Source organism: Brevibacterium linens ATCC 9172 (assembly GCF_900169165.1).
Taxonomy (GTDB): Bacteria; Actinomycetota; Actinomycetes; order Actinomycetales; family Brevibacteriaceae; genus Brevibacterium; species Brevibacterium linens.
Genome location: NZ_FXYY01000003.1, coordinates 160705 through 181944 on the forward strand (window position 1 = coordinate 160705; position 21240 = coordinate 181944).

The window sequence follows — 21240 nt, forward strand, 5'->3', positions numbered from 1 at the left end:
AGCCGGCGCCCCAGATGACGATCCTCACCCCGCGAGGGTCTCTCACTTCACCCACTCTGCTCAGCAGATCGTCAACGGCGGGGACAGTCACTGATGGAATGGATACTCCTCGCCCTCGCACTGCTGCTCATCCTCGGCACCGGCGTCTTCGTCGCAGCCGAGTTCTCACTGCTGACCCTCGACCGCCATACGGCCGATCAGGCGGTCGAGGACGGCGTCGTCGGCGCGAAGACGCTGCGGCGCTCGATGACCCACCTGTCCACGCAGCTCTCGGCGGCGCAGGTGGGCATCACGATCACCACCCTGTTGACCGGTTACCTGATGGAACCGTCCCTGGGCAGGCTTCTGGCTCCGCTGTTCGAAGCCTGGGGCGTCGGCCCCGGATTCGCGGTACCGCTGGCGCTGACGATCGCCCTCATCGTCTCCACCGTGGGATCGATGATCTTCGGAGAGCTCGTCCCGAAGAACCTCGCCATCGCCGTGCCTCTGGCGACCGGCCGCATCGCCGCGCCGATGCAGTACGTGTTCTCGATCGTGTTCAAACCGGTCATCGCGGTCCTCAACGGCACGGCGAACAAGATCCTCATGTCGATGGGCATCGAGCCGCAGGAAGAGGGATCGGTGGGCCGTTCTCCGGAGGAGCTGACCTCCCTCGTGCGTCACTCCGCTGAAGAAGGCGCGCTCGACGAGCAGACGGCGGGCCTGCTGGAGAGGACGCTGAGCTTCTCCGAGCGGACCGCCGAAGACGTGATGACCCCGCGCACACGCATGTCCACGGTGGACAAGGACACCACGGCCAGACAGATCATCGAACAGGCCCGGGACACCGGATTCTCCCGCTTCCCCGTGGCCGACGAGGACAAAGACCACATCGTCGGCGTCGTCCACGTCAAACAGGCCTTCGCCGTGCCCCCGGGCAACCGTGACGACGCCTATGCAGGAGGGCTGATGACCGAAGTCCGGGAGATTCCGGAGACCCAGCGCCTCGATCCGCTGCTCCTGGAGCTGCGGGCGACGGGCCTGCAGATGGCCGTGGTCGTCGATGAGTTCGGCGGCACTGCCGGAGTCGTCACCCTCGAAGACGTCGTCGAAGAACTCGTGGGCGAGGTCGCCGACGAGCATGATCGGATGCGCGTCGCGGCCCGACCGGCTCGCGACGGCTCGTGGATCGTGCCCGGTCAGCTGCGACCCGATGAGATCTCGTCGACGATCGGTGTGACCATCCCGGAGGACTCGGACTACGAGACTCTGGCCGGGTTCGTCCTCAAGGAGCTCGGACGGATTCCCGAACCGGGTGACGAGGTCCGCACCGAGGATGCGCGAATCGTGGTCGAAAGGATGCACGGGCGACGCATCGAACGCCTCCGGGTGGTGCTGCGCGCCGCCGACACGGGAGCGTTCGAAACCGGAGGTGAGACCCGATGAGCGCCGATTGGTTCGGACTGGTCTGGCTGGTCGTTCTGCTGCTGGGCAACTCATTCTTCGTCGCCGCCGAATTTGCTGTGGTCGCGGCCAAACGCTCACAGATCGAACCGCGAGCGGCCGAAGGCTCTGCAGCGGCGAAGACAGCGCTCTACGCGATGGAGCACGTGTCACTGATGCTGGCGATCTGCCAGCTCGGAATCACCGTGTGCTCCCTGCTTCTGGGCAACGTGGCCGAACCGGCCATCCACCATCTGCTCGCCGGTCCGCTCGAGGGCCTGGGCATTCCCGCGGGGCTGTCATCGACGATCTCCTTCGTCCTGGCACTGGGAGTCGTGACCTACCTGCACGTGGTCATCGGCGAGATGGTGCCGAAGAACCTGGCTCTGGCCGCATCCGGCCAGGCGGTGATTCTGCTGGCGACCCCCCTGGTGTTCCTGACGCGGGTCTTCGGGTTCGTCATCCGTCCCCTCAACGGCCTGGCCAACGGGATCCTGCACCTGTTCAGGATCGAGGCCCGCGACGAGGTCAACGAGGCCTATACGATCGAACAGGTCGAATCGATCGTGGCCGAGTCGAAGCGCGAAGGACTGCTCAGCGATGACACCGGGCTGCTCAAGGGCGCCATCGAATTCAGCGACAAGACCGCCTCGGACATCATGGTCCCGATGTCCGAGCTCATCACGATCTCGGACAAGGTGACCCCGAACGAGCTCGTGACCCTGGTCGGAAAGACCGGCTACTCGCGGTACTTCGTCGTCGGTGACGACGGATATCCGCAGGACTACCTCCACATCAAGGACGTCCTCTACGCGGACACCGAAGAGGCCTTCGACTCTCCCGTGCAGAGCAAGCGCTTCCGCCCTCTGTTCACGGTCACGGCCGATGACGAGGTCGAGGAGGCTCTGGCACAGATGCAGAAGGCGGGAATCCACGTCGCCCGCGTCATCGACTCGCAGGCGCAGGTGCTCGGTCTGCTGTTCCTCGAGGACGTGCTCGAAGAGCTCGTCGGCGAGGTCCAGGATGCGATGCAGCGGGGACGATTCGACTTCCGCAGCTGAGCATGTCCGATCGGCCGATCAGTCGGGCTCAGCCATTCGCCGCGACGGCGGTCTCCTGATTGCGGGGAGGCCGCCGTCGCGGCGTTGCGTCCGCTGCGGGCGCTGTGCCGGTGCGCGGGGCTGCGCGTGCGGGCAGTGGCGAAGGGTCTGTGCTCGCGGGAACGTTTCTGTCGGCGCGGAGTCCCATTCGTGACCGACTGTGTAACGGTTCGTGACGAAACAGTGATTCAGGACACCTGGAGTAGACCGCCTGTAGTCGTTCGTGATGACTCATCGTCGGCGAATGACCTGGTCACACGCTGTGTATGAACTGAAGGTGACATTCTGTAACGATGTCGTTATAGTGTTGTGACATAAGCTTTCGGGTGCCCGGCAGAGGGCCTCCAACGCACAATCTTCACCAACAGTATGGAGCACTATGTCGAGTGAGCTCTCGACCGTCGAGGCGCCGCCGGTCCGCCGACGTGATCTGCGCAAGCAGAACGCCTCCTCGCAGGTTTCGCCGATCAACTCTTCGTATTCCGTGACATCGCAGGCGCGGAGCAGCGCATCCGCAGCCCTCTCGCCCCGTCGTGCGGCTATGGCCGCCGAGGCCCGCGCCGCAGCGGGTTCTCCGCGCCGTGCCGCGATGGCCAAGGAGGCTTCACTGCCGCTGACCCCGGCAGGCCATACGTCGTCGTTGGCCGCAGCTGAGCTCGGCAGGCGCGGTTCAGACGGTTCGCTGCTGCGCTCGGTCCGCCGTCGCCAGGTCACGACCTTCTCGGCTCTGGCCACGGTCTCGGTGACCGGCACCGCCATCGCCGCTGTGATGGTCGCCGGGAACATGAGCGGCAGCCAGGAAGTCAAGGTCGATGACACTGCCGCGCAATCACAGCCGCGTGCGATCAACGCCGAATCGGTCTCCGCCGACATCAAGGTCGACGAGGACGACAAGACTGCGATGACCATCGGCGCCCCGAGCGCCAAGCAGACGAAGGTGGAAGCGGCGTCCCGAGCGATCACGAAGACCGTTCTGCCCGGCTGTGACGAAGCCGCGCCGAAGGGCGACGCGAGCAACGGCGAACTGCCCGACGAATGGCTGTGCGAGATCGGTGTGGGCAGCCACAAGCTGCGCTCCGATGCCGCCGTATCGTTTGCGAAGATGAACGCTGCCTTCAAGAAGGACACCGGCAAAGACCTCGCGGTCACCGATTCCTACCGGTCGCTGTCGGCCCAGGTCTCCGTCGCCGCACGCAAGCCCGGCTTCGCAGCCCGTCCCGGAACGTCCAACCACGGATGGGGGCTGGCGCTCGACTTCGGTGGGGGAACGCAGAACGGCACCGGTCAGCAGTACGAGTGGCTCGTCGCGAACGCCGAGAAGTTCGGGTGGGAGAATCCTGACTGGGCCAAGCGCAATTCCTATGAACTCTGGCACTGGGAGTACGTTCCCGGCCGCAAGGCCATGAAGGGTGCCTGATCTGCACTGATACCGCTGATCACAGCCCCGCGACACCGCGTGCAGTCCTGCCAGGACTGCACGCGGTGTCGTTTTGGGGGGTGGTGCCAAACGGTGATAGAGTGGCTTCCGTTGCCCGCGTAGCTCAGTGGATAGAGCGTCTGCCTCCGGAGCAGAAGGTCGTAGGTTCGAATCCTGTCGCGGGCACCACGACACCGCCCATCTCAACCGCTGAGGTGGGCGGTGTGCGCATACGCGGTCCGAACGGTCGGCGGTGCAGACAGGATCCAATGCAGTCGGAGACGAGACCCGGACCGTGATGTGAGGCATGCGATGTCGGAACCTGCTGATGAGGCCGTCCAGACCGGCGCGGGGGATGATGGCATCGTCCTCCGCGCGCAGGGCCTGCGCAAAAGCTTCGGCCGCGGCGACACGGCAGTCGATGCTCTCGACGACATCAGCGTCGACTTCGAATCCGGTCGCTTCACCGCCATCATGGGACCCTCCGGGTCGGGCAAGTCGACATTCATGCATGTCCTCGCCGGTCTCGATCGCGTCGATTCGGGCTCGATCATCATGCGCGGCCACGACATCACTCGTCTCAACGATCGGCAGCTGACCCAGCTGCGCCGTGACCGCGTCGGCTTCATCTTCCAAGCATTCAACCTCGTCCCGACCCTGAGCGCAGAGCAGAACATCGAACTGCCGGTGTCGCTGGCCAGGAAGAAGATCGATCGCGAGTGGAAGGCCGAAGTCGTCGAACGACTCGAACTCGGCGATCGCCTCCAGCATCGTCCGCACGAGCTCTCCGGCGGTCAGCAGCAGCGAGTCGCCGTGGCCCGGGCCCTGCTGACCCGGCCGGACGTCATCTTCGCCGATGAGCCCACGGGAAATCTCGACTCCCACGCGGGAGCGGAGGTCCTGTCCCTGCTCGGCCGGGCCACGACCCTGTACGGGCAGACGATCATCATGGTCACCCACGATCCCGTGGCGGCATCCCATGCCGGTCGGGTCGTCCTCCTCAAGGACGGCCGGGCCACGGGTGAAGTCCGACAGCCGACGCGGGAGAGCGTGGTCACGGCGCTGAGCGAACTGAGCTCTCTGTGATCGCAGTCGCTCTCGCGCAGATCCGGATCCACTGGGCCCGGTTCCTCGCCATCGGCCTCGGCATCGCCCTGGCCGCAGGTTTCGTGGCGACGACCCTGATCATCAACTCCTCGCTGCAGGACAGCCTCGAACACGCCGTCGGCCGTTCGTTCGAGAAAGCCGACCTCGCCGTCATTCCGCACAGAGACGTCTTCGTCGGGGGAGACGAGGCGTCTCCGCTGCTGGGACCCCTGGCCGATGTCGACGGGGTCAGCACTGCGTCTCTGTCGGCCCGCACCGTGACCACCGGCAGAGGCGCCTCATTCTCCGAGAGCTCCTTTGCCCTGTCCCCGGTGCCTGCCGATGAACGTCACGACACGTTCGACATGGTCTCGGGCCAGCGACCGGATGCCAGAACGGACCTCGTGCTCGATACCCGCACGGCAGCCGACCTCGCCATCGGCATCGGTGATGAGATCCGCTTCACCGTCGATGCCGTTCCGGTGGGCAGCGGAGACGATGACATGCCCGTCTATCGGGGACCGAGCCAGAGCAGTGTCACCTTCTCCGTCGTCGGCATCGCCGAGCTGAGGCAGGATCCGGCGCGGCCCGGAGCCTCTCGGGCACTGACGACCGCCGCGGGCTACCAGGAGTACTTCGCCCAGCAGGGTGATGTCATCGCCATTCAGATCGCCCTTGAAGACGGTGCGGACCCGGAGACGGTGCGATCACAGCTGCAGAGGGCCATCGACGAATCGGAGCTGGACGGCAGTCTCGAGGCGCTCACCGTGGACGATGCCGTGAGCGCGAAGACGGATCGGCTCTCCGGCGGCAATGTCGTTGTGACCGGTTTCCTGCTCGTATTCGCCGGAATCTCCGTCATCGTCGCCATCCTCGTCGTCTCCAACACCTTCTCGGTCATCGTCGCCGGGCGTCGTCGCGAATTCGCACTGCTGCGCTGCCTCGGCGCCACCCGCGTGCAGATGTACGCCTCCGTCGTGGCCGAAGGGCTCTTCGTCGGTGTGCTCGGATCGATCTTCGGTGTACTCGCGGGGATCCTCGTCAGTCGCGGCCTCATGGCCGCCGCGGTGCGGTACTGGCCGGCGGAATTCCCCTACGACACGCTCACGATCCCCGTCTCCGCTCTGATCAGCGGCATAGTCGTGGGTGCCCTGCTGACGATCGTGGCCACCATCCGCCCGGCTCGCAGCGCCATCGCAGTGACACCGCTCGAAGCACTCCAGCCCTTCGATGTCTCCATCTCGCCGAGAACTCGCGCCCGACCCCGCCACCTCGTCGGCTTCGGCCTCATCGGCCTGGGCACACTTCTCGTCATCGTCTCCGTCTACGCCGTGTCGACCTCCGAGCGCTGGATCCTCGGAGGTGCGCTGGGCGGGGGCCTCGTGGTCACCGGACTGGTCGTCAGCTCCGCGAAGATCATCCCGCCGGTCGTCGCGTGGGCGGGGGAGGTGCTGTTCAGCCCGTGGGGCGTGCCCGGGCAGCTGGCGACCTTGAACACGCTGCGCAATCCGCAACGCACCGCGGCCACGGCCACGGCGCTGATCATCGGTGTGACCCTGGTGGCGACGATCCTCGTCGGCGGCATGTCGACGAAGGCGACGCTCAGCCACGGACTCGACCAGCGCTATCCTGTCGACGTCTCCGTGCCGCTGTCGGGCCTCGTCGACGATGATGAGCTCGACGAGGTGCGCGAGATCCCGGGCGTGTCCACCGCGGTCATCGCCCACCGCGCCGAGGCGGTCGAGGATTTCGAGGGCTCCCGTCCGGAGATCTTCGTCCTCGACCCGGACAGCGCCGACACCGTGCTCGGCGACGCGGCGGCCGACATCGTGTCCGGACGGGTCACCGTTCCCGAGGACTACAGCTCAGCGACCGTGCGGGTGAGAGGACTCACCGAGATGAGCGTGCCTGTGCACAGGGACGGTCTCTCCAGCCTTGCGTTCTTCACCACTCCCGAGGTCGGCAACGACCTCGGGATCTCGGCGACGACGACGGCTGTGCTCGTCCGCCTCGACGAGGACGTCGACGTCGACGAGATCGCACGCATCCGCCAGTCCGTGGCCGAGGCACTCGACGTCTCCAGCGAGGAGGTCGGCGGCTCCGCCGTCGCTCGGGGCACCTATTCCGAACTCATCGACGTCATGCTCGCCGGTGCCGTGGCCCTCCTCTTCGTCTCTGTGGTCATCGCGCTCATCGGCGTCTCGAACACGGTCAGCCTCTCCGTCATCGAGCGCCGCCGGGAGAACGCGCTGATGCGGGCGCTGGGGCTGAGCATCGCGCAGCTGCGGACTCTTCTGGCGCTCGAGGCGGTGCTCATCTCATCGGTGGCTGCACTGCTGGGACTCGTGCTCGGCGGTGCCCTGGGCATCGTCGGCACACGGTTGGTCACTCATGGCTACTCCACCGACCTCATCGTCGACGTCTCCGTCGTGTCCTTCCTCGGCATCCTCGGAGTGGCGGTCATCGCCGGGATCCTCTCTGCTCTGGCACCGGCCAGGCGGGCGTCTCGGCTCTCACCCGTCGAGGGACTCAAACTCGACTTCTGATGGGCCCCGGCCACCGAACCGGACGTCGGTGTCTGATAGGAAAGAGCTCATGAACTCCGCGCGCATCCGCTTTCTGATCGTCCTCGGAATCGTCTTCGCTGCCTTCAATCTGCGCCCGGGAGTCACCGGGCTCTCGCCTCTGCTCGACACGATGGGCGAAGAGATCGACCTGAGCGCGGTGTTCCTGGCCGTCATCGGCATGCTGCCGCCGCTGCTCTACGGCATCAGCGGCTTCATCACCCCGCGGCTCTATGCCCGCTTCTCCGGACTCGGCCTGACCTTGGCCGCCATGGTGATGGTCATGATCGGACTGGGTGTCCGCGCGGTCATCGATTCGCAGTCGCTGTTCCTGGCGCTGAGCGTGTTGGCCCTGCTGGGAATGGGCATCGGCAACGTCATCCTCCCGCCCCTGGTGAAATCGTATTTCCCCGACAGAGTGGCCCTCATGTCGACCGTGCACGTCGGGCTCCTCCAGTTCGGGACATTCATTCCGCCGCTCGTGGCGGTTCCCCTCGCCTCCGGTGTCGGTTGGAGAGGCTCACTGCTCGTCTGGGCCGCTTTCGCGGCTCTGGGGGCGGTCGTGTGGATCGTCATCCGCATCGTCAGGCCCGCACCCGCCACCGAGGTGGCCGTCGCCGTCGTCGGCGGCAGTGAGCTCTCCCGCCTTCTGCGCAGCCCTCGGGCCTGGGCGCTGATGACGATGACGGGACTGACATCGTTCAACAACTTCATCCTCTTCACCTGGCTGCCGAGCCTGCTCACCCGCTCCGGATTCGATGCGGCATTCGGCGGAGCGATGCTGGCGCTGGTCACCGCCATCCCGCTCGTCCTCGGCTTCGTCCTGCCGACCATCGCGCAGAAGATGAGATCGGCCCATCTCATCGTCGTCGGCTTCTGCCTCAGCCTGGCCGTGGGCTACCTGGGGCTGTGGCTGCTGCCCACGTCGGCCCCCGTTCTGTGGACCGTACTGCTGGGCATCGGCATCTCCACGTTCCCGCTCGCGCTGACACTGATCACCCTGCGTGCACGCGACGCCGAAGCGGCGGCCTCCCTGTCCGGTTTCGTCCAGGGCGGCGGTTACCTCCTGGCGGCCACCGGCCCACTGATCTTCGCGTTCCTCATCCAGAGCTTCGACAGCATGTGGCCGGCATTCGCTGTGGTGCTCGCCTCAGTGGCGGTCAAGTTCTTCGTCAGCCACACCGCCTGCCGCCCCGGCGCCATCTGAAGCCGTCCGGGCATCCGTCTCGTCATGAGAGCGAAGATGACGCCGGATTCGTCCTCGCAGTCCGGCCCCGAGTACTCTGTTCGAGTGATCCCGGAAGACCTGCAGACTGCACTCGCGCGCGCCTTGGCGACGGCCGACGCAGGTCTTGTGGCGCCGGGATCCGCCGCGGTCATCGACGTTCGGGCCTCGGCCCGTCCCGACCTCGGTGACTGGACGACACCCGTGGCGCTGCGCGCCGCCGCTTCAGCCGAGCTGCGAACCCGACTCGCCGCACATCTGTGCACCGAACTGCGCGCCCTGCCCGAAGTGGCGGACGCAGTCGTGTCCGGGCCCGGATTCGTCAACGTGACCCCCACCCCGGCCGCGCGTGCGCGGGTGATCTGCGACATCATCAGCGCGGGAGCACGAGCCGACACCCACAGCGGAGCGGAACAGGATGGAACGACGTTCCGCGCGCTGGTCTCCGCATCCGCCCGGGAGCCGGCACCGGGTCTGCGCGCCGACGGCCGCGGCAACGATGTCGATTCGGGCGCTGTGAACGCCCTCCAGCGCGGCCACGCCGCGGCCTGCCGCGAACTGCGGCGGGCACACCGAGCGGGAATCCCGACCACGGCCAGCGACCTGGCGACGCTCGCGCAGCCGAGTGAGACCCGGATGCTCACCATCGTGGCGGGGCTGCCGTCCGCGCTGGAACGGTCGCGCCGCCTCGGCGAGTCCGAACCTCTGCTCACAGCGCTGCTCGAGCTCGGCGCAGTTGTCGAGACCTGGCTGCGTCGCTGCCCGGTCACGCCGACGGTCGATGAGGACATCACCGTCACCCATACCTCGAGGCTTCTCGCTCTGAGAGCCGTGATCATCGTCCTCGCCGCAGGACTACGACAATTGGGTGCTTCGGCCCCGGAGAGGATCTGATGCCCGCACATATCGCAGGGACACTGCACGCGACCCCGGCCCCGGTGTGGCTGCCCTATCCCGACGACGTCAATGCGCTGCTGCCGAGTCTGTGGTCGGACAACGTCGCGAAGACCGACGACGGTGTGCTCACGATCGCCGGTCATTCCGTGACGGACCTGGCCGAACGCTACGGAACCCCCACCCTCGTCATGGACGTCGCTGACTTCCGCAGCCGTGCCGAGGCCTACCTGAGCACGTTCTCCAACGCCTTCTCCGTGGAGAAGGGACTGGCCGGCGCCGATGTGTTCTACGCCGGGAAGGCATTCCTGTGCACAGCTGTGGCCCGCTGGGTGCATGAGGCCGGGCTCGGCCTCGACACCTGCTCCCTGGGCGAGATGATGATCGCCCGCGCCGCCGGTGTCCCCGGCGACCGCGTCGGCCTGCACGGAAACAGCAAATCGGCGGCGGAGCTCGAATACGCCCTCGACTACGGCGTGGCCAGGATCTTCGTCGACAGCCTCGATGAGGTCGCACGTCTGGAATCCATCGCTGTGGCCAGGGGAACGGTCGCCCCTGTCATGCTGCGAGTCACGGTCGGCGTCGAAGCGCACACCCACGACTTCATCGCCACGGCTCACGAAGACCAGAAGTTCGGGCTCTCTCTCGCCGACGGCACCGCCGCCCGGGCCGCTCGTCTGGTCGCCGAATCCGACCATCTGCGTCTCGACGGTCTCCACTCCCACATCGGTTCGCAGATCTTCGACATCTCCGGATTCCAGGTCGCCGCCGCCCGCGTACTCGCCTTCCGAGCCGAGATCATGGGCGAACACGGCATCGACCTGCCCGATGTCGACCTCGGCGGCGGCTTCGGCATCCGCTACACCTCCCAGGACACCCCGATCCCGGTCGCGGAGATGGCTGCAGAGCTCGCTGCCGTCGTGGCCAAGGAATGCCGGGGCCTGGGCACGAGCGTCCCCAGGATCTCCATCGAACCCGGTCGCGCCATCGTCTCCCCGGCGGTGTTCACTCTCTACGAGGTCGGCACCGTCAAACAGGTGAGCACGGACAGCGGAACTCGCACATATGTCGCTGTCAACGGGGGAATGAGCGACAACATCCGCACGGCACTCTACGATGCGGACTATTCGTGCACCCTGGCCAACCGGAACTCGAACGCCGAGCCTGCGATCGTGCGGGTCGTCGGCAAGCACTGCGAATCCGGTGACATCATCGTCCGCGACGAATACATGGGGGCAGACGTCACCGCAGGCGATCTCGTCGCGGTCCCCACCACCGGGGCGTACTGCCGCTCGCTGGCCAACAACTACAACCATCTGCCCCGGCCGGGCGTGCTGGCCGTCGAGGCCGATAGAGTTGAGTGGATCGTGACCCCCGAAGACCACACGCAGATGTTCGCCACGGACCCGGGAATGGCCGGGGGAGAGACGTCGGCCTGATGAGCGTGAGAGACAAGAGTGGAAAAGGTGAGGAAATGCAGGCACTGAAGGTTGCCATGCTCGGATGCGGAGTCGTCGGCACGGAGGTCGCCGCCCGAATCCAGGATCGCGCGGAGGGCCTGGCCGAGCGCATCGGCGCTCCGCTGGAGCTGAGCGCCATCGTCGTCCGCGATGCCTCGAAGGCCCGTCCGGGAATCGACGAGAAGCTGCTGACGACCGACGCCGAGGCGGCCATCACCGGAGCCGATATCGTCGTTGAGCTGATGGGCGGGATCGAACCAGCCCGCTCGCTCATCACCGCAGCGCTGCGCCATGGTTCATCGGTCGTGACCGCGAACAAGGCTCTGCTGGCCGCCGGCTACGGCGAGCTCATGTCCGCTGCCGACGCCGCTGGTGTGCGTCTCGAACACGAAGCGGCGGTGGCAGGGGCCATCCCGATCATCCGCCCCGTCGGCGATTCGCTGGCCGGCGACCGGATCGAACGCATCATGGGCATCGTCAACGGCACGACGAACTACATCCTCGATCAGATGGACTCCGAGGGCTGGGATTTCGACCAGGCGCTCACCGCCGCCCAAGGGCTCGGATACGCAGAGGCCGATCCGACCGCTGACATCGGCGGACACGATGCGGCGGCGAAGGCTGCGATCCTGTCCTCTCTGGCATTCCACGCCCCCGTGTCGATCGATGACGTCCACGTCGAAGGCATCGAAGGCGTCACCGCCGAGATGGTCGAGACCGCCCGGGACCAGGGCTTCGTCATCAAACTCCTCGCCGTGTGCGAACGTGTGGCCTCATCACCGGCGGGCGCCGGACTCTCGGCGCGCGTCTATCCGGCGCTTCTCGACCGAGCACACGCACTGGCAGCCGTCCGCGGTGCCTTCAACGCCGTGTTCATCGAGGCCGAAGCCGCCGGCGAGCTGATGTTCTACGGACAGGGCGCCGGGGGAGCACCGACCGCATCCGCCGTGCTCGGCGACCTCGTGTCCGTGGCCAGGCGCAAGGTGCTCGGCGGACGCGGACAGTACGAACGCCCCTTCCACGAGGACTACCCGATCCTGCCGATCTCGGCGATCACGACCAGGTACCACATCACCCTCGACGTGGTCGACCGTCTCGGTGTGCTCGCCGCGGTCTCCGAGGTCTTCGCCGATGAAGGGGCATCCATCGAACTGATGCGACAGACGATCGGGGACATCGACGACAACGGCGTCCAGCACGCGAAGCTCGTGCTGGCCACCCACTCGAACACCGACTCGACTCTGCAGAAGACGGTCGATCGACTCGTCGATCTGCCTGTCGTCCACACCGTCAAATCCGTGATCCGCGTAGAAGGACAGTGACTATGAACTACCCCAGACACCAGTGGCAGGGCGTCGTCGAGGAATACCGCAGCCTGCTCGACATCTCCGCTGACGCTCCTGCCGTCACACTCGGTGAGGGCGGGACCCCGCTGATCAGGGCGGAGAAGCTCAGCGCACGCACCGGTGCCCAGGTGTGGGTGAAGTACGAGGGCCTCAATCCGACTGCGTCGTTCAAAGACCGCGGTATGACGATGGCGATCACCAAGGCTGTGGCCCATGGTGCCAAAGCCGTCATCTGCGCCTCGACGGGCAATACCTCGGCCTCTGCCGCCGCCTATGCCACGAAGGCCGGACTGACCTGCGCTGTGCTCGTGCCAACCGGCAAGATCGCGCCGGGGAAGATGAGCCAGGCCATCGCGCACGGGGCGACTCTGCTCGAAGTCGACGGAAACTTCGACGACTGTCTGACGCTGTGCCGCAAGCTCTCCGAGTCCTATCCTGTCCACCTCGTCAACTCGGTCAACCCGGATCGCATCGAAGGTCAGAAGACCGCGGCCTTCGAAGTCGTCGATGTCCTCGGCGACGCCCCCGACATCCATGTTCTGCCCGTCGGCAACGCCGGCAACATCACGGCGTACTGGAAGGGCTACAACGAATACCGCGAACAGGGGGTCTCCACGCAGCTGCCGCAGATGTGGGGCTTCCAGGCCGCCGGCGCCGCACCGCTGGTCCTCGGGCATCCGGTCGACGAACCCGACACGGTGGCGACCGCCATCCGGATCGGGAACCCCGCGAGTTGGACGCAAGCCGAAACGGCGCGTGACGACTCGGGCGGTCGCATCGATTCGGTCACCGATGACCAGATCCTCGCCGCCCACAAGTTCCTCTCGCGTGAAGAGGGCATCTTCGTCGAACCCGGTTCGGCCGCCTCGGTGGCGGGTCTGCTGAAGATGGCCGACGCGGGCGATGTCCCTGCCGGTGCGACGATCGCGGTGACCGTGACCGGTCACGGTCTCAAGGATCCCAGCTGGGCCCTGCACACCGCAGACGGATCCGATATCGAGACCCAGCGGGTCTCCGTCGACGCCGTCAGCGCCGCTCGCGCGCTGGGACTCGAGGACATGGGACTCGAGGACAGCTGAGCGTGCGCGTGAGACTCGAGGTCCCGGCCACCTCGGCGAATCTGGGACCCGGCTACGACTCGTACGGGCTGGCGCTCGACATCGTCGACACTCTCACTGTCACCGTCGCAGACGCAGCGGTCGACGCTGACCGCTGCGTCGAGGTGACGGGGGAGGGCGCCGAGGTGCTGCCACGCGACCGTTCGCACCTGATCATGCAGATCATCGGGGAGGTGCTCGAGGCGGAGTTCCCCGACGTCGCGGCCGATCTGAGTCCGCGGCTGTCGCTCGAGTGCGTCAACCGGATCCCGCATTCGCGCGGGATGGGCTCTTCGGCGGCCGCGGTCGTGGCGGGGATCGGCCTCGCCGCGGAGCTCGGAGCCTGGTCGACCGGAGAGGAGATGAGTCGAGATCGGATCCTCGAGATCGCCACCGCGATCGAGGGCCATCCGGACAATGCCGCGCCCGCGATCTACGGCGGTCTCACCGTCTCCCTGTCTGCGCCGGTCCAGTCATGGCAGGTGCCCGTGCGCACGCTCGAGCACGTCACCGTGCTCGTTCCCTCCGTCCGCCTCGACACCGAGGTCGCCCGCGGCCTCATTCCCGCAGGCATCGACCATGCGATCGCGGCGGACAACTCGGCTCGGGCGGGCCTGCTCGTGCACGGACTGAGCAACGACGCGCGGGTGCTCTTCGAAGCCACTCGTGATCGGCTCCATCAGGAGTTCCGCCGCAGCGCCTATCCGGAGTCGATGGAACTCGTCGACGCGCTGCGCGCCGAGGGGTTCCCTGCTGTCATCTCCGGAGCCGGACCGACGGTGCTCGTCCTCGCCGAAGCGGTGCCCGACACCCTCGTGCCGGCCGGCATCGTCGCTCATCGCACTGCGATTGACCTCGGCGGTTATCGGGTGAGCCGAGAAAATTGAGGAAACGATTCGCCAGATCGTCGCCGAACAAGTAGACTGTGGGTGTTCCGACAGGGCACGGCTTCCCGCTGTTCTACACAGATCCGTCGCCGATGTCATACATTCTGGAACATCTCCTGCTCATTCTTTAGCAGGTTTTCTTTCACATCGCACCGTCAATGGTGTTTCCGTCGCCGTGAGCAAACGGCACATGCCGCACGGCCGAAAGAGGGAGAAGGACCTTCGTGTCTGAAACCACCACTCAGGATTCCACCCCGCGCACAGGCAGCCTCACAGCGCTGCGGCTGCCTCAGCTCCAGGAAATGGCTGCCGGGCTGGGAATCAAGGGTTACCGTCGCCTTCGCAAGAGCGAACTGATCGACGCCATCAACAGCCACTCGGGCGGATCCGCTGAGACGAAGTCCGCCCCCGCCGAGAAGAAGTCCTCCGCCGAGCCCGCTGCGAAGGCCGAGAAGCCGGCGGAGAAGCGGGACGAGAAGAAGCAGGACTCGACGAACCGCCGTTCCTCGCGTCGTTCCGCCGCTGCCGCCTCCGAGGATGCTCCGGCGCTCATCGTCGAACCGCACGCCGACGATTCCTCGGCGAATGAGTCCGGCGCACAGCAGTCCGGGGAAGCATCCGCCGATGAGCCGAACGGCGACCAGGATGGCCAGCGCTCCCGCCGCAGCCGCTCGCGTTCTCGGGGCTCGGAGTCCCAGACCGCGGAGTCCCGGAACGAGGACCGTGATGGCAGCGGCGAAGAATCCTCCGACCGCAACGGCGGCCAGGACCGCTCCGGGAACCAGGAGCGTTCCGGGAACCACGACCGCAACGGCGGCCAGGATCGTTCCGACCGTGACCAACGCGGAGGACGCGACAACGACCGTCGCAGCAAGAACAACGACCGTTCCGACGACAACCGAGGCGGCAACGACCGCAACGGCCGGGGCAACAACGACCGGAACGGCGGAAACGATCGCGGGAACCGCAACGACCGCGGCGGAAACAACGACCGCAACGATCGTCGCAACCGCAGCAACGACGATGACGACCGAGGCGGCAACCGTCGCGGACGGGGTCGGGACCGGAAGCGTCGCGGCCGCGGCAACGACGAGCCGGAGATCCGCAGCGACGATGTGCTCATTCCCGTCGGCGGCATCCTCGACGTCCACGACAACTACGCCTTCCTCCGCACCTCCGGCTACCTGCCGGGGCCGAACGACGTCTATCTCTCGGCATCCATGGTGCGTAAGAACGGCCTGCGCAAGGGCGACGCCGTCGCCGGCGCGATCCGTCAGCCGCGTGAGAACGAACAGCGGGGCAACAAGCGTGAGAAGTTCGACGCCCTTGTCCGCCTCGACTCCGTCAACGGACTCACCGTTGACGATGCGCGCAGCCGTGTCGAGTTCTCGAAGCTGACTCCGCTCTACCCGCAGGAACGACTGCGTCTCGAGACCACCTCGAAGCTGCACTCGACCCGCCTCATCGATCTCATCACCCCCATCGGCAAGGGACAGCGCGGACTCATCGTCGCGCCCCCGAAGGCGGGCAAGACGACGATCATGCAGCAGATCGCGAATGCGATCACCGAGAACAATCCCGAAGCGCATCTCATGGTCGTCCTCGTCGACGAACGTCCCGAGGAAGTCACGGACATGCAGCGCGCGGTCAAGGGCGAAGTCATCGCCTCGACCTTCGATCGTCCGGCCGACGACCACACCACGATCGCCGAGCTCGCCATCGAACGCGCCAAGCGTCTCGTCGAGATGGGCTCCGACGTAGTCGTGCTGCTCGACAACATCACTCGCCTGGGTCGTGCCTACAACATCGCGCAGCCGGCATCCGGCCGGATCCTCTCCGGCGGTGTCGACGCCAATGCGCTCTACCCGCCGAAGAAGTTCTTCGGTGCCGCACGCAACATCGAAGGCGGCGGCTCGCTGACCATCCTGGCCACGGCCCTCGTCGAGACCGGTTCGAAGATGGACGAAGTCATCTTCGAGGAGTTCAAGGGCACCGGCAATATGGAGCTGCGTCTGAGCCGACAGCTCGCCGACAAGCGCATCTTCCCGGCCATCGACGTCAACTCCTCGAGCACGCGTCGCGAAGAGATGCTCATGACCACGGAGGAGACGAAGGTCATGTGGCAGCTGCGCCGACTGCTCTCGGGACTCGAGCAGCAGCAGGCGGTCGAGCTGCTCATGTCGAAGCTCAAGGAGACCGGCTCGAACGTCGAGTTCCTCATGCAGGTGCAGAAGACGACCCCGCTGCCGAAGTCGTCGACCGACAACAGCTGAGATGGTCGACGACACCCTCACGGCCAGCGTCAGTGCACTGCTCGATGAGCATGCGCGGGTGCAGGAGGAACTCTCCGACCCCGCGGTCCACGCTGACGCCGGCCGGGCCAAGAAGCTGACCCGGCGGTACGCGGAACTCGACAAGGTCGCCGCGGCCGCCCGGCACTTCGCCCAACTCGAAGCCGATCACGCCGCCGCGGTGGAACTGGCTGCGGACGACGCCGACTTCGCCTCCGAGGCGCAGCGGCTGTCGGCAGAGATGGACACGGCCGAGGGTGAGCTCAAGGATCTCCTGGTTCCCAGCGACCCGGACGACTCCCGGGACGCGATCATCGAGATCAAAGCCGGCGAAGGCGGGGACGAATCCGCACTGTTCGCCGGCGATCTGCTGCGGATGTATCAGCGGTGGATCGACTCGCGGGGCTGGTCGAGCCAGATTCTCGACGCCACGCACTCGGATCTGGGCGGATACAAAGACGTCAGCATGGCCGTCAAGGCGAAGAATGACGGTGCCTACGGCTGGGTGAAGTTCGAAGGCGGAGTGCACCGGGTCCAACGGGTCCCGGTCACAGAGTCGCAGGGGCGCATCCACACCTCAGCCGCCGGCGTGCTCGTCTTCCCCGAAGTCGACGAGCCCGAAGAGGTGCAGCTGGACGAACACGATCTGCGCATCGACGTCTACCGGTCGTCCGGCCCCGGCGGCCAGTCCGTGAACACCACCGATTCCGCTGTGCGCATCACACACCTGCCGACCGGAATCACCGCAAGCTGCCAGAACGAGAAGTCGCAGCTGCAGAACAAAGAGGCAGCGATGCGCATGCTTCGCGCCCGGATCCTGGCCAAGCAGGCCGAAGAGGCCGCGGCGGAGGCCGCGGACATCCGTCGGTCTCAGGTGCGCACCGTCGATCGCTCCGAACGCATCCGCACCTATAACTTCCCGGAGAACCGGATCACCGATCACCGCACCGGATACAAGGCCTACAACCTCGATCAGGTGCTGGCAGGCGACCTCGATCCCGTCATCGGGTCCTGCCGCGACGCCGACAAGGCCGCTCGCCTCGACGCGCTGGGGGACTGACCTGGACACCGACAGCCCGAGGCTCGTCTCCGCTCTCCTGCGCGGGGCCGCCACACTCTTCACGGAGGCGGGAATCGCGAGTCCCGAAGCCGATGCGCTCGAGCTGCTCGCCCACGCCTGGGAGATCGACCGGGCAGCGCTGAACCGCCATCGCCTCTTCGACGACCCGGTGCCGGAATCCGTGAGTGCACGATTCGCCGAACTCTGTGACCGGCGCCGGCAGCGGACACCGCTGCAACACCTCACCGGCATCGCCTACTTCCGTCACCTGCAGCTGCAGGTGGGTCCCGGAGTCTTCGTCCCCCGTCCGGAGACCGAACTCCTCGTCGGCGGTGTCCTCGCCGAACTGGCCGAACTCTCCACCACTGACTCGCCGACGGGGACCAGCGAGGTTCGACGCCCAATCGTCATCGACCTCTGCTCCGGGTCGGGTGCGATCTCACTGTCCGTGGCCACCGAATTCGATGGTGTCGACGTCCTCGGCGTCGAACGCGAACCCGCCGCGCTCAAGTGGTCACTGACGAACCTCGCGCACAGCCGCCTCGGCGATTCGAGCGTCGAGTTCATCGGCGCAGATGCGACGACGATCACCGATGTGCGACCCGATCTGCGCGGGCGTGCTGACATCGTGGTGACGAACCCACCCTATGTTCCCGATTCCGCTGTGCCGCGGGACCCGGAGGTGGCCGACCATGACCCGGCGGCCGCGCTCTTCGGCGGAGACACAGGTTTGGAGATACCGGGGCTCATCATCAGCGAGGCCGAGCAGCTGCTGCGACCCGGTGGGCTCTTCCTCATGGAACACAGCGAGGAGCAGGGCGCCGGGGCACGGGAACTGCTGGAGGCCACGGCCAGTCTGAGACACGCCGCCACCTTCCAGGACTACACTGGACGCGACCGCTATACCGTGGCACGCCGCCAGGCGTAGGAGGCGCGGGGACGAATCCGTGTCATGCACGGCCCTGCACCGCGACCACACCGAACATTCGAAACGGAGAACTCGTGTCGAGACGATTCGACGTCAGCCAAGCCGAAATCCGTGAGCTCGTCTTCGACGAGTGCGCGCGAGTCGTCGACACGGGCAACCTGCTCGTCATTCCCACCGATACCGTCTACGGGATCGCCGCCGATGCCTTCAGTGCTTCGGCGGTCGCGGCACTGCTCTCTGCCAAGGGCCGCGGCCGGGACATGCCGCCTCCGGTTCTCGTCCCACGCGCGGAGACCATCTTCGGTCTCGTCGATGGGGTCGATGAGATCGTGCTGGCGCTGACGGCGAAGTTCTGGCCCGGACCGCTGACGATCATCGCCGATGCCCAGCCCTCCCTCGATTGGGACCTCGGCGACACCCACGGAACCGTGGCCGTGCGCATGCCCGACGACGAATCGGCCCTGGCTCTCCTCGCCCGCACCGGACCGCTGGCCGTGTCGAGCGCGAATATCTCCGGACAGCCCGCAGCTCGGACCGCCGATGAAGCGCAGGAGATGCTCGGCGACGACGTCGACATCTATGTCGACGGGGGAGTGCGGGAATCGGGGATGTCCTCGACCATCATCGACCTCAGCGGAGACGTGCCCCGCATCCTGCGCCGCGGGCCGATCACCGCCGAGGAGCTGCGCGAGATCGTCCCCGAGCTCATCGACCTGGACGGCTGAGTGCGCGCCTACCTCTTCATCCTCATCGTCTCCGCCCTCGTGGCGTACCTGCTGACTCCCATGGTCAAGCGGGTGGCCGAACGAGGCAAGATCTTCTCACCGCTGCGTGCGCGCGACGTGCATTCCGTTCCGACGCCGAGACTGGGCGGAGTGGCGATGTTCGGCGGGCTGCTGGTCGGTCTCATCTTCGCCTCCCAGATGCCCTTCCTCAATCGGATCTTCGTCGAACTGGAACCGATCGTCGGCATCGCCGGAGCCGCCGGACTGCTGTGTCTGCTCGGAGTCATCGACGACATCTGGGACCTGCATTGGATGGCGAAGCTCGCCGGCCAGGCACTCGCCGCAGGCTTCATGGCGATCAAAGGCGTGGCGCTGCTGTCCATTCCCTTCGGCGGAGTCATCATCGGCTCGCCGCGGATGTCGATCATCGTCACGGTCCTCGTCGTCCTCGTGACCATCAACGCGGTGAACTTCGTCGATGGTCTCGACGGCCTCGCCGCAGGAGTCGTCGCCATCGGCGGCAGCGCCTTCTTCATCTACTCCTACTGGTTGGCGCGTGACGCCTCACCGGAGTCGTATGCGAACCTCGCCTCGCTCATCATCGCGATCCTCGTCGGCGCCTGTCTCGGCTTCCTGCCGCACAACTTCAATCCGGCCCGGATCTTCATGGGCGACTCCGGGTCGATGCTCATCGGCCTGCTGCTGGCCGCTTCGACGATCCGAGTCACCGGTCAGGTCGACCCGGCACTGATCGGGCAGGAGCGAGCATTCGCCACCTTCATGCCGATCATCCTGCCGGTCGCGGTGATGTTCCTGCCGCTGCTCGACCTCGGACTCGCTGTGGTGCGTCGACTGCGAGCCGGACAGTCTCCGTTCTCCGCCGATGCCAAACACCTCCACCACCGGATGCTGCGTCTGGGACATTCCCATGCGCGTGCGGTGCTCATCCTCTACACCTGGACGGCGCTCATCGCCTTCGGATCGGTGCTGCTCCTCTTCAAGGGCTGGCTGTTCTCCGCCTGTGTCATCGGCGCACTGGTGGCTGTCACCCTCATCGTCACCTTCTATCCCCTTCGCATGCGTCAGAAAGCCAGAGAGGAAATCTCGTGACCGACCCGACACCCCGCCGAGAGACCGAAGTCGAAGCAGCCTGGACCCGCGTGTGGAGGACGCTGCTCATCCGCGGCATCATCCTCGTCCTCGTCGTCGCGGCCCTCGGAATGGGCATCGGCTGGCTGGTCTCGGGGATGACGGGACTCGTCGGCGGAGCCGTCGGCGGGGGACTGGCCGCGGTCTTCATCATCATCACCCTCGTCGTCATGTACGTGGGACGGAATATGGGACTGACCGCGATCGCCGGGTTCCTCGGCATCGGTTTCCTGTTCAAGGCCTTCATCTTCATGATCGTCATCTGGCGCATCAAGGATGCGACCTGGCTCGACGGCACGGTCGCCTTCTTCACGATCGTCGTCGCGGTGATCGGCTCCTCGCTCGTCGAAGCGATCACCGTGGTCAGAGGACGCGTGCCCTATGTCGATCCGGAGGCGAAATAGGCGCTGGAAGCCTCGTCGCCGCGCAGTTCGGAGACACGTCGAGAGGTGGGGCCAGAGACGAATGACGTGTCGTATAAAATCGTTGACAGAAATTGCACAGAGAAGCCTGATGAATTTGTCGGTCACTCTCTACAGTTGGTAGAGTAGACCCGGTGCTTGGGCGGATCTTCGCCCTTTGTCGCTCC

The 21240-nt window shown here is 66.1% G+C and carries 17 protein-coding genes and 1 tRNA gene; all 18 read left to right on the forward strand.

Going from position 1 to position 21240, the window contains the following annotated elements; genetic code table 11:
- Positions 1-93: 93 nt before the first annotated feature.
- Positions 94-1425 (forward strand): hemolysin family protein, encoded by a 1332-nt coding sequence (locus BLIN9172_RS03875; protein ID WP_101553920.1) that lies wholly within the window; start codon positions 94-96, stop codon positions 1423-1425.
- Positions 1422-2483 (forward strand): hemolysin family protein, encoded by a 1062-nt coding sequence (locus tag BLIN9172_RS03880; RefSeq protein WP_101553921.1) that lies wholly within the window; start codon positions 1422-1424, stop codon positions 2481-2483. Before BLIN9172_RS03875 ends, BLIN9172_RS03880 begins: the two co-directional genes overlap by 4 nt.
- A gap of 418 nt (positions 2484-2901) precedes the next feature.
- Complete coding sequence (locus BLIN9172_RS03885; protein ID WP_101553922.1) at positions 2902-3939, forward strand: M15 family metallopeptidase; 1038 nt, start codon at positions 2902-2904, stop codon at positions 3937-3939.
- A gap of 113 nt (positions 3940-4052) precedes the next feature.
- Positions 4053-4128 (forward strand) — tRNA-Arg (locus BLIN9172_RS03890).
- Positions 4129-4251: 123 nt separating this feature from the next.
- Complete coding sequence (locus tag BLIN9172_RS03895; protein ID WP_101553923.1) at positions 4252-5025, forward strand: ABC transporter ATP-binding protein; 774 nt, start codon at positions 4252-4254, stop codon at positions 5023-5025.
- Complete coding sequence (locus BLIN9172_RS03900) at positions 5022-7571, forward strand: ABC transporter permease (protein ID WP_101553924.1); 2550 nt, start codon at positions 5022-5024, stop codon at positions 7569-7571. The genes BLIN9172_RS03895 and BLIN9172_RS03900 overlap by 4 nt, the downstream gene beginning before the upstream one ends.
- A gap of 49 nt (positions 7572-7620) precedes the next feature.
- A complete protein-coding gene (locus BLIN9172_RS03905) occupies positions 7621-8796 on the forward strand; it encodes an MFS transporter (protein ID WP_101553925.1) in 1176 nt (391 codons plus the stop codon).
- 84 nt (positions 8797-8880) lie between these two features.
- Positions 8881-9708, forward strand: coding sequence for a DALR anticodon-binding domain-containing protein (locus BLIN9172_RS03910; RefSeq protein ID WP_164742791.1), 828 nt, complete (start codon positions 8881-8883; stop codon positions 9706-9708).
- Positions 9708-11147, forward strand: a complete 1440-nt coding sequence (lysA, locus tag BLIN9172_RS03915) for a diaminopimelate decarboxylase (protein ID WP_101553927.1) — start codon at positions 9708-9710, stop codon at positions 11145-11147. The genes BLIN9172_RS03910 and lysA overlap by 1 nt, the downstream gene beginning before the upstream one ends.
- A gap of 35 nt (positions 11148-11182) precedes the next feature.
- On the forward strand, positions 11183-12490 hold the full coding sequence (locus tag BLIN9172_RS03920; protein ID WP_101553928.1) for a homoserine dehydrogenase: 1308 nt from the start codon (positions 11183-11185) through the stop codon (positions 12488-12490).
- Positions 12491-12492: 2 nt separating this feature from the next.
- Positions 12493-13593, forward strand: coding sequence for a threonine synthase (thrC, locus tag BLIN9172_RS03925; RefSeq protein WP_101553929.1), 1101 nt, complete (start codon positions 12493-12495; stop codon positions 13591-13593).
- 2 nt (positions 13594-13595) lie between these two features.
- The gene (gene thrB, locus BLIN9172_RS03930; RefSeq protein WP_101553930.1) at positions 13596-14498 is read left to right on the forward strand and encodes a homoserine kinase; all 903 of its coding nucleotides are present in this window, start codon (positions 13596-13598) and stop codon (positions 14496-14498) included.
- Between the two features lie 224 nt (positions 14499-14722).
- Complete coding sequence (gene rho / locus BLIN9172_RS03935; protein ID WP_101553931.1) at positions 14723-16771, forward strand: transcription termination factor Rho; 2049 nt, start codon at positions 14723-14725, stop codon at positions 16769-16771.
- Between the two features lies 1 nt (position 16772).
- A complete protein-coding gene (prfA, locus tag BLIN9172_RS03940; protein WP_101553932.1) occupies positions 16773-17849 on the forward strand; it encodes a peptide chain release factor 1 in 1077 nt (358 codons plus the stop codon).
- Positions 17850-17886: 37 nt separating this feature from the next.
- Positions 17887-18777: a peptide chain release factor N(5)-glutamine methyltransferase gene (gene prmC, locus BLIN9172_RS03945; RefSeq protein WP_257904155.1), complete on the forward strand. Its 891-nt coding sequence runs from the start codon at positions 17887-17889 to the stop codon at positions 18775-18777.
- Positions 18778-18851: 74 nt separating this feature from the next.
- Entirely contained in the window at positions 18852-19502 is a 651-nt protein-coding gene (locus tag BLIN9172_RS03950; protein ID WP_101553934.1) for an L-threonylcarbamoyladenylate synthase, read from the forward strand.
- Positions 19503-20612, forward strand: coding sequence for an MraY family glycosyltransferase (locus BLIN9172_RS03955; protein WP_101553935.1), 1110 nt, complete (start codon positions 19503-19505; stop codon positions 20610-20612).
- Entirely contained in the window at positions 20609-21055 is a 447-nt protein-coding gene (locus BLIN9172_RS03960) for a Cg1360 family ATP-synthase-associated protein (protein WP_101553936.1), read from the forward strand. Before BLIN9172_RS03955 ends, BLIN9172_RS03960 begins: the two co-directional genes overlap by 4 nt.
- Positions 21056-21240: the final 185 nt, after the last annotated feature.

Coding starts and splice junctions, on each gene's coding strand:
- prfA (WP_101553932.1), top strand. CDS start 16,773: ATGGTCGACGACACCCTCACGGCCAGCGTCAGTGCACTGCTCGATGAG.
- lysA (WP_101553927.1), top strand. CDS start 9,708: ATGCCCGCACATATCGCAGGGACACTGCACGCGACCCCGGCCCCGGTG.
- BLIN9172_RS03885 (WP_101553922.1), top strand. CDS start 2,902: ATGTCGAGTGAGCTCTCGACCGTCGAGGCGCCGCCGGTCCGCCGACGT.
- BLIN9172_RS03905 (WP_101553925.1), top strand. CDS start 7,621: ATGAACTCCGCGCGCATCCGCTTTCTGATCGTCCTCGGAATCGTCTTC.
- thrC (WP_101553929.1), top strand. CDS start 12,493: ATGAACTACCCCAGACACCAGTGGCAGGGCGTCGTCGAGGAATACCGC.
- BLIN9172_RS03920 (WP_101553928.1), top strand. CDS start 11,183: ATGCAGGCACTGAAGGTTGCCATGCTCGGATGCGGAGTCGTCGGCACG.
- BLIN9172_RS03875 (WP_101553920.1), top strand. CDS start 94: ATGGAATGGATACTCCTCGCCCTCGCACTGCTGCTCATCCTCGGCACC.
- BLIN9172_RS03880 (WP_101553921.1), top strand. CDS start 1,422: ATGAGCGCCGATTGGTTCGGACTGGTCTGGCTGGTCGTTCTGCTGCTG.
- BLIN9172_RS03895 (WP_101553923.1), top strand. CDS start 4,252: ATGTCGGAACCTGCTGATGAGGCCGTCCAGACCGGCGCGGGGGATGAT.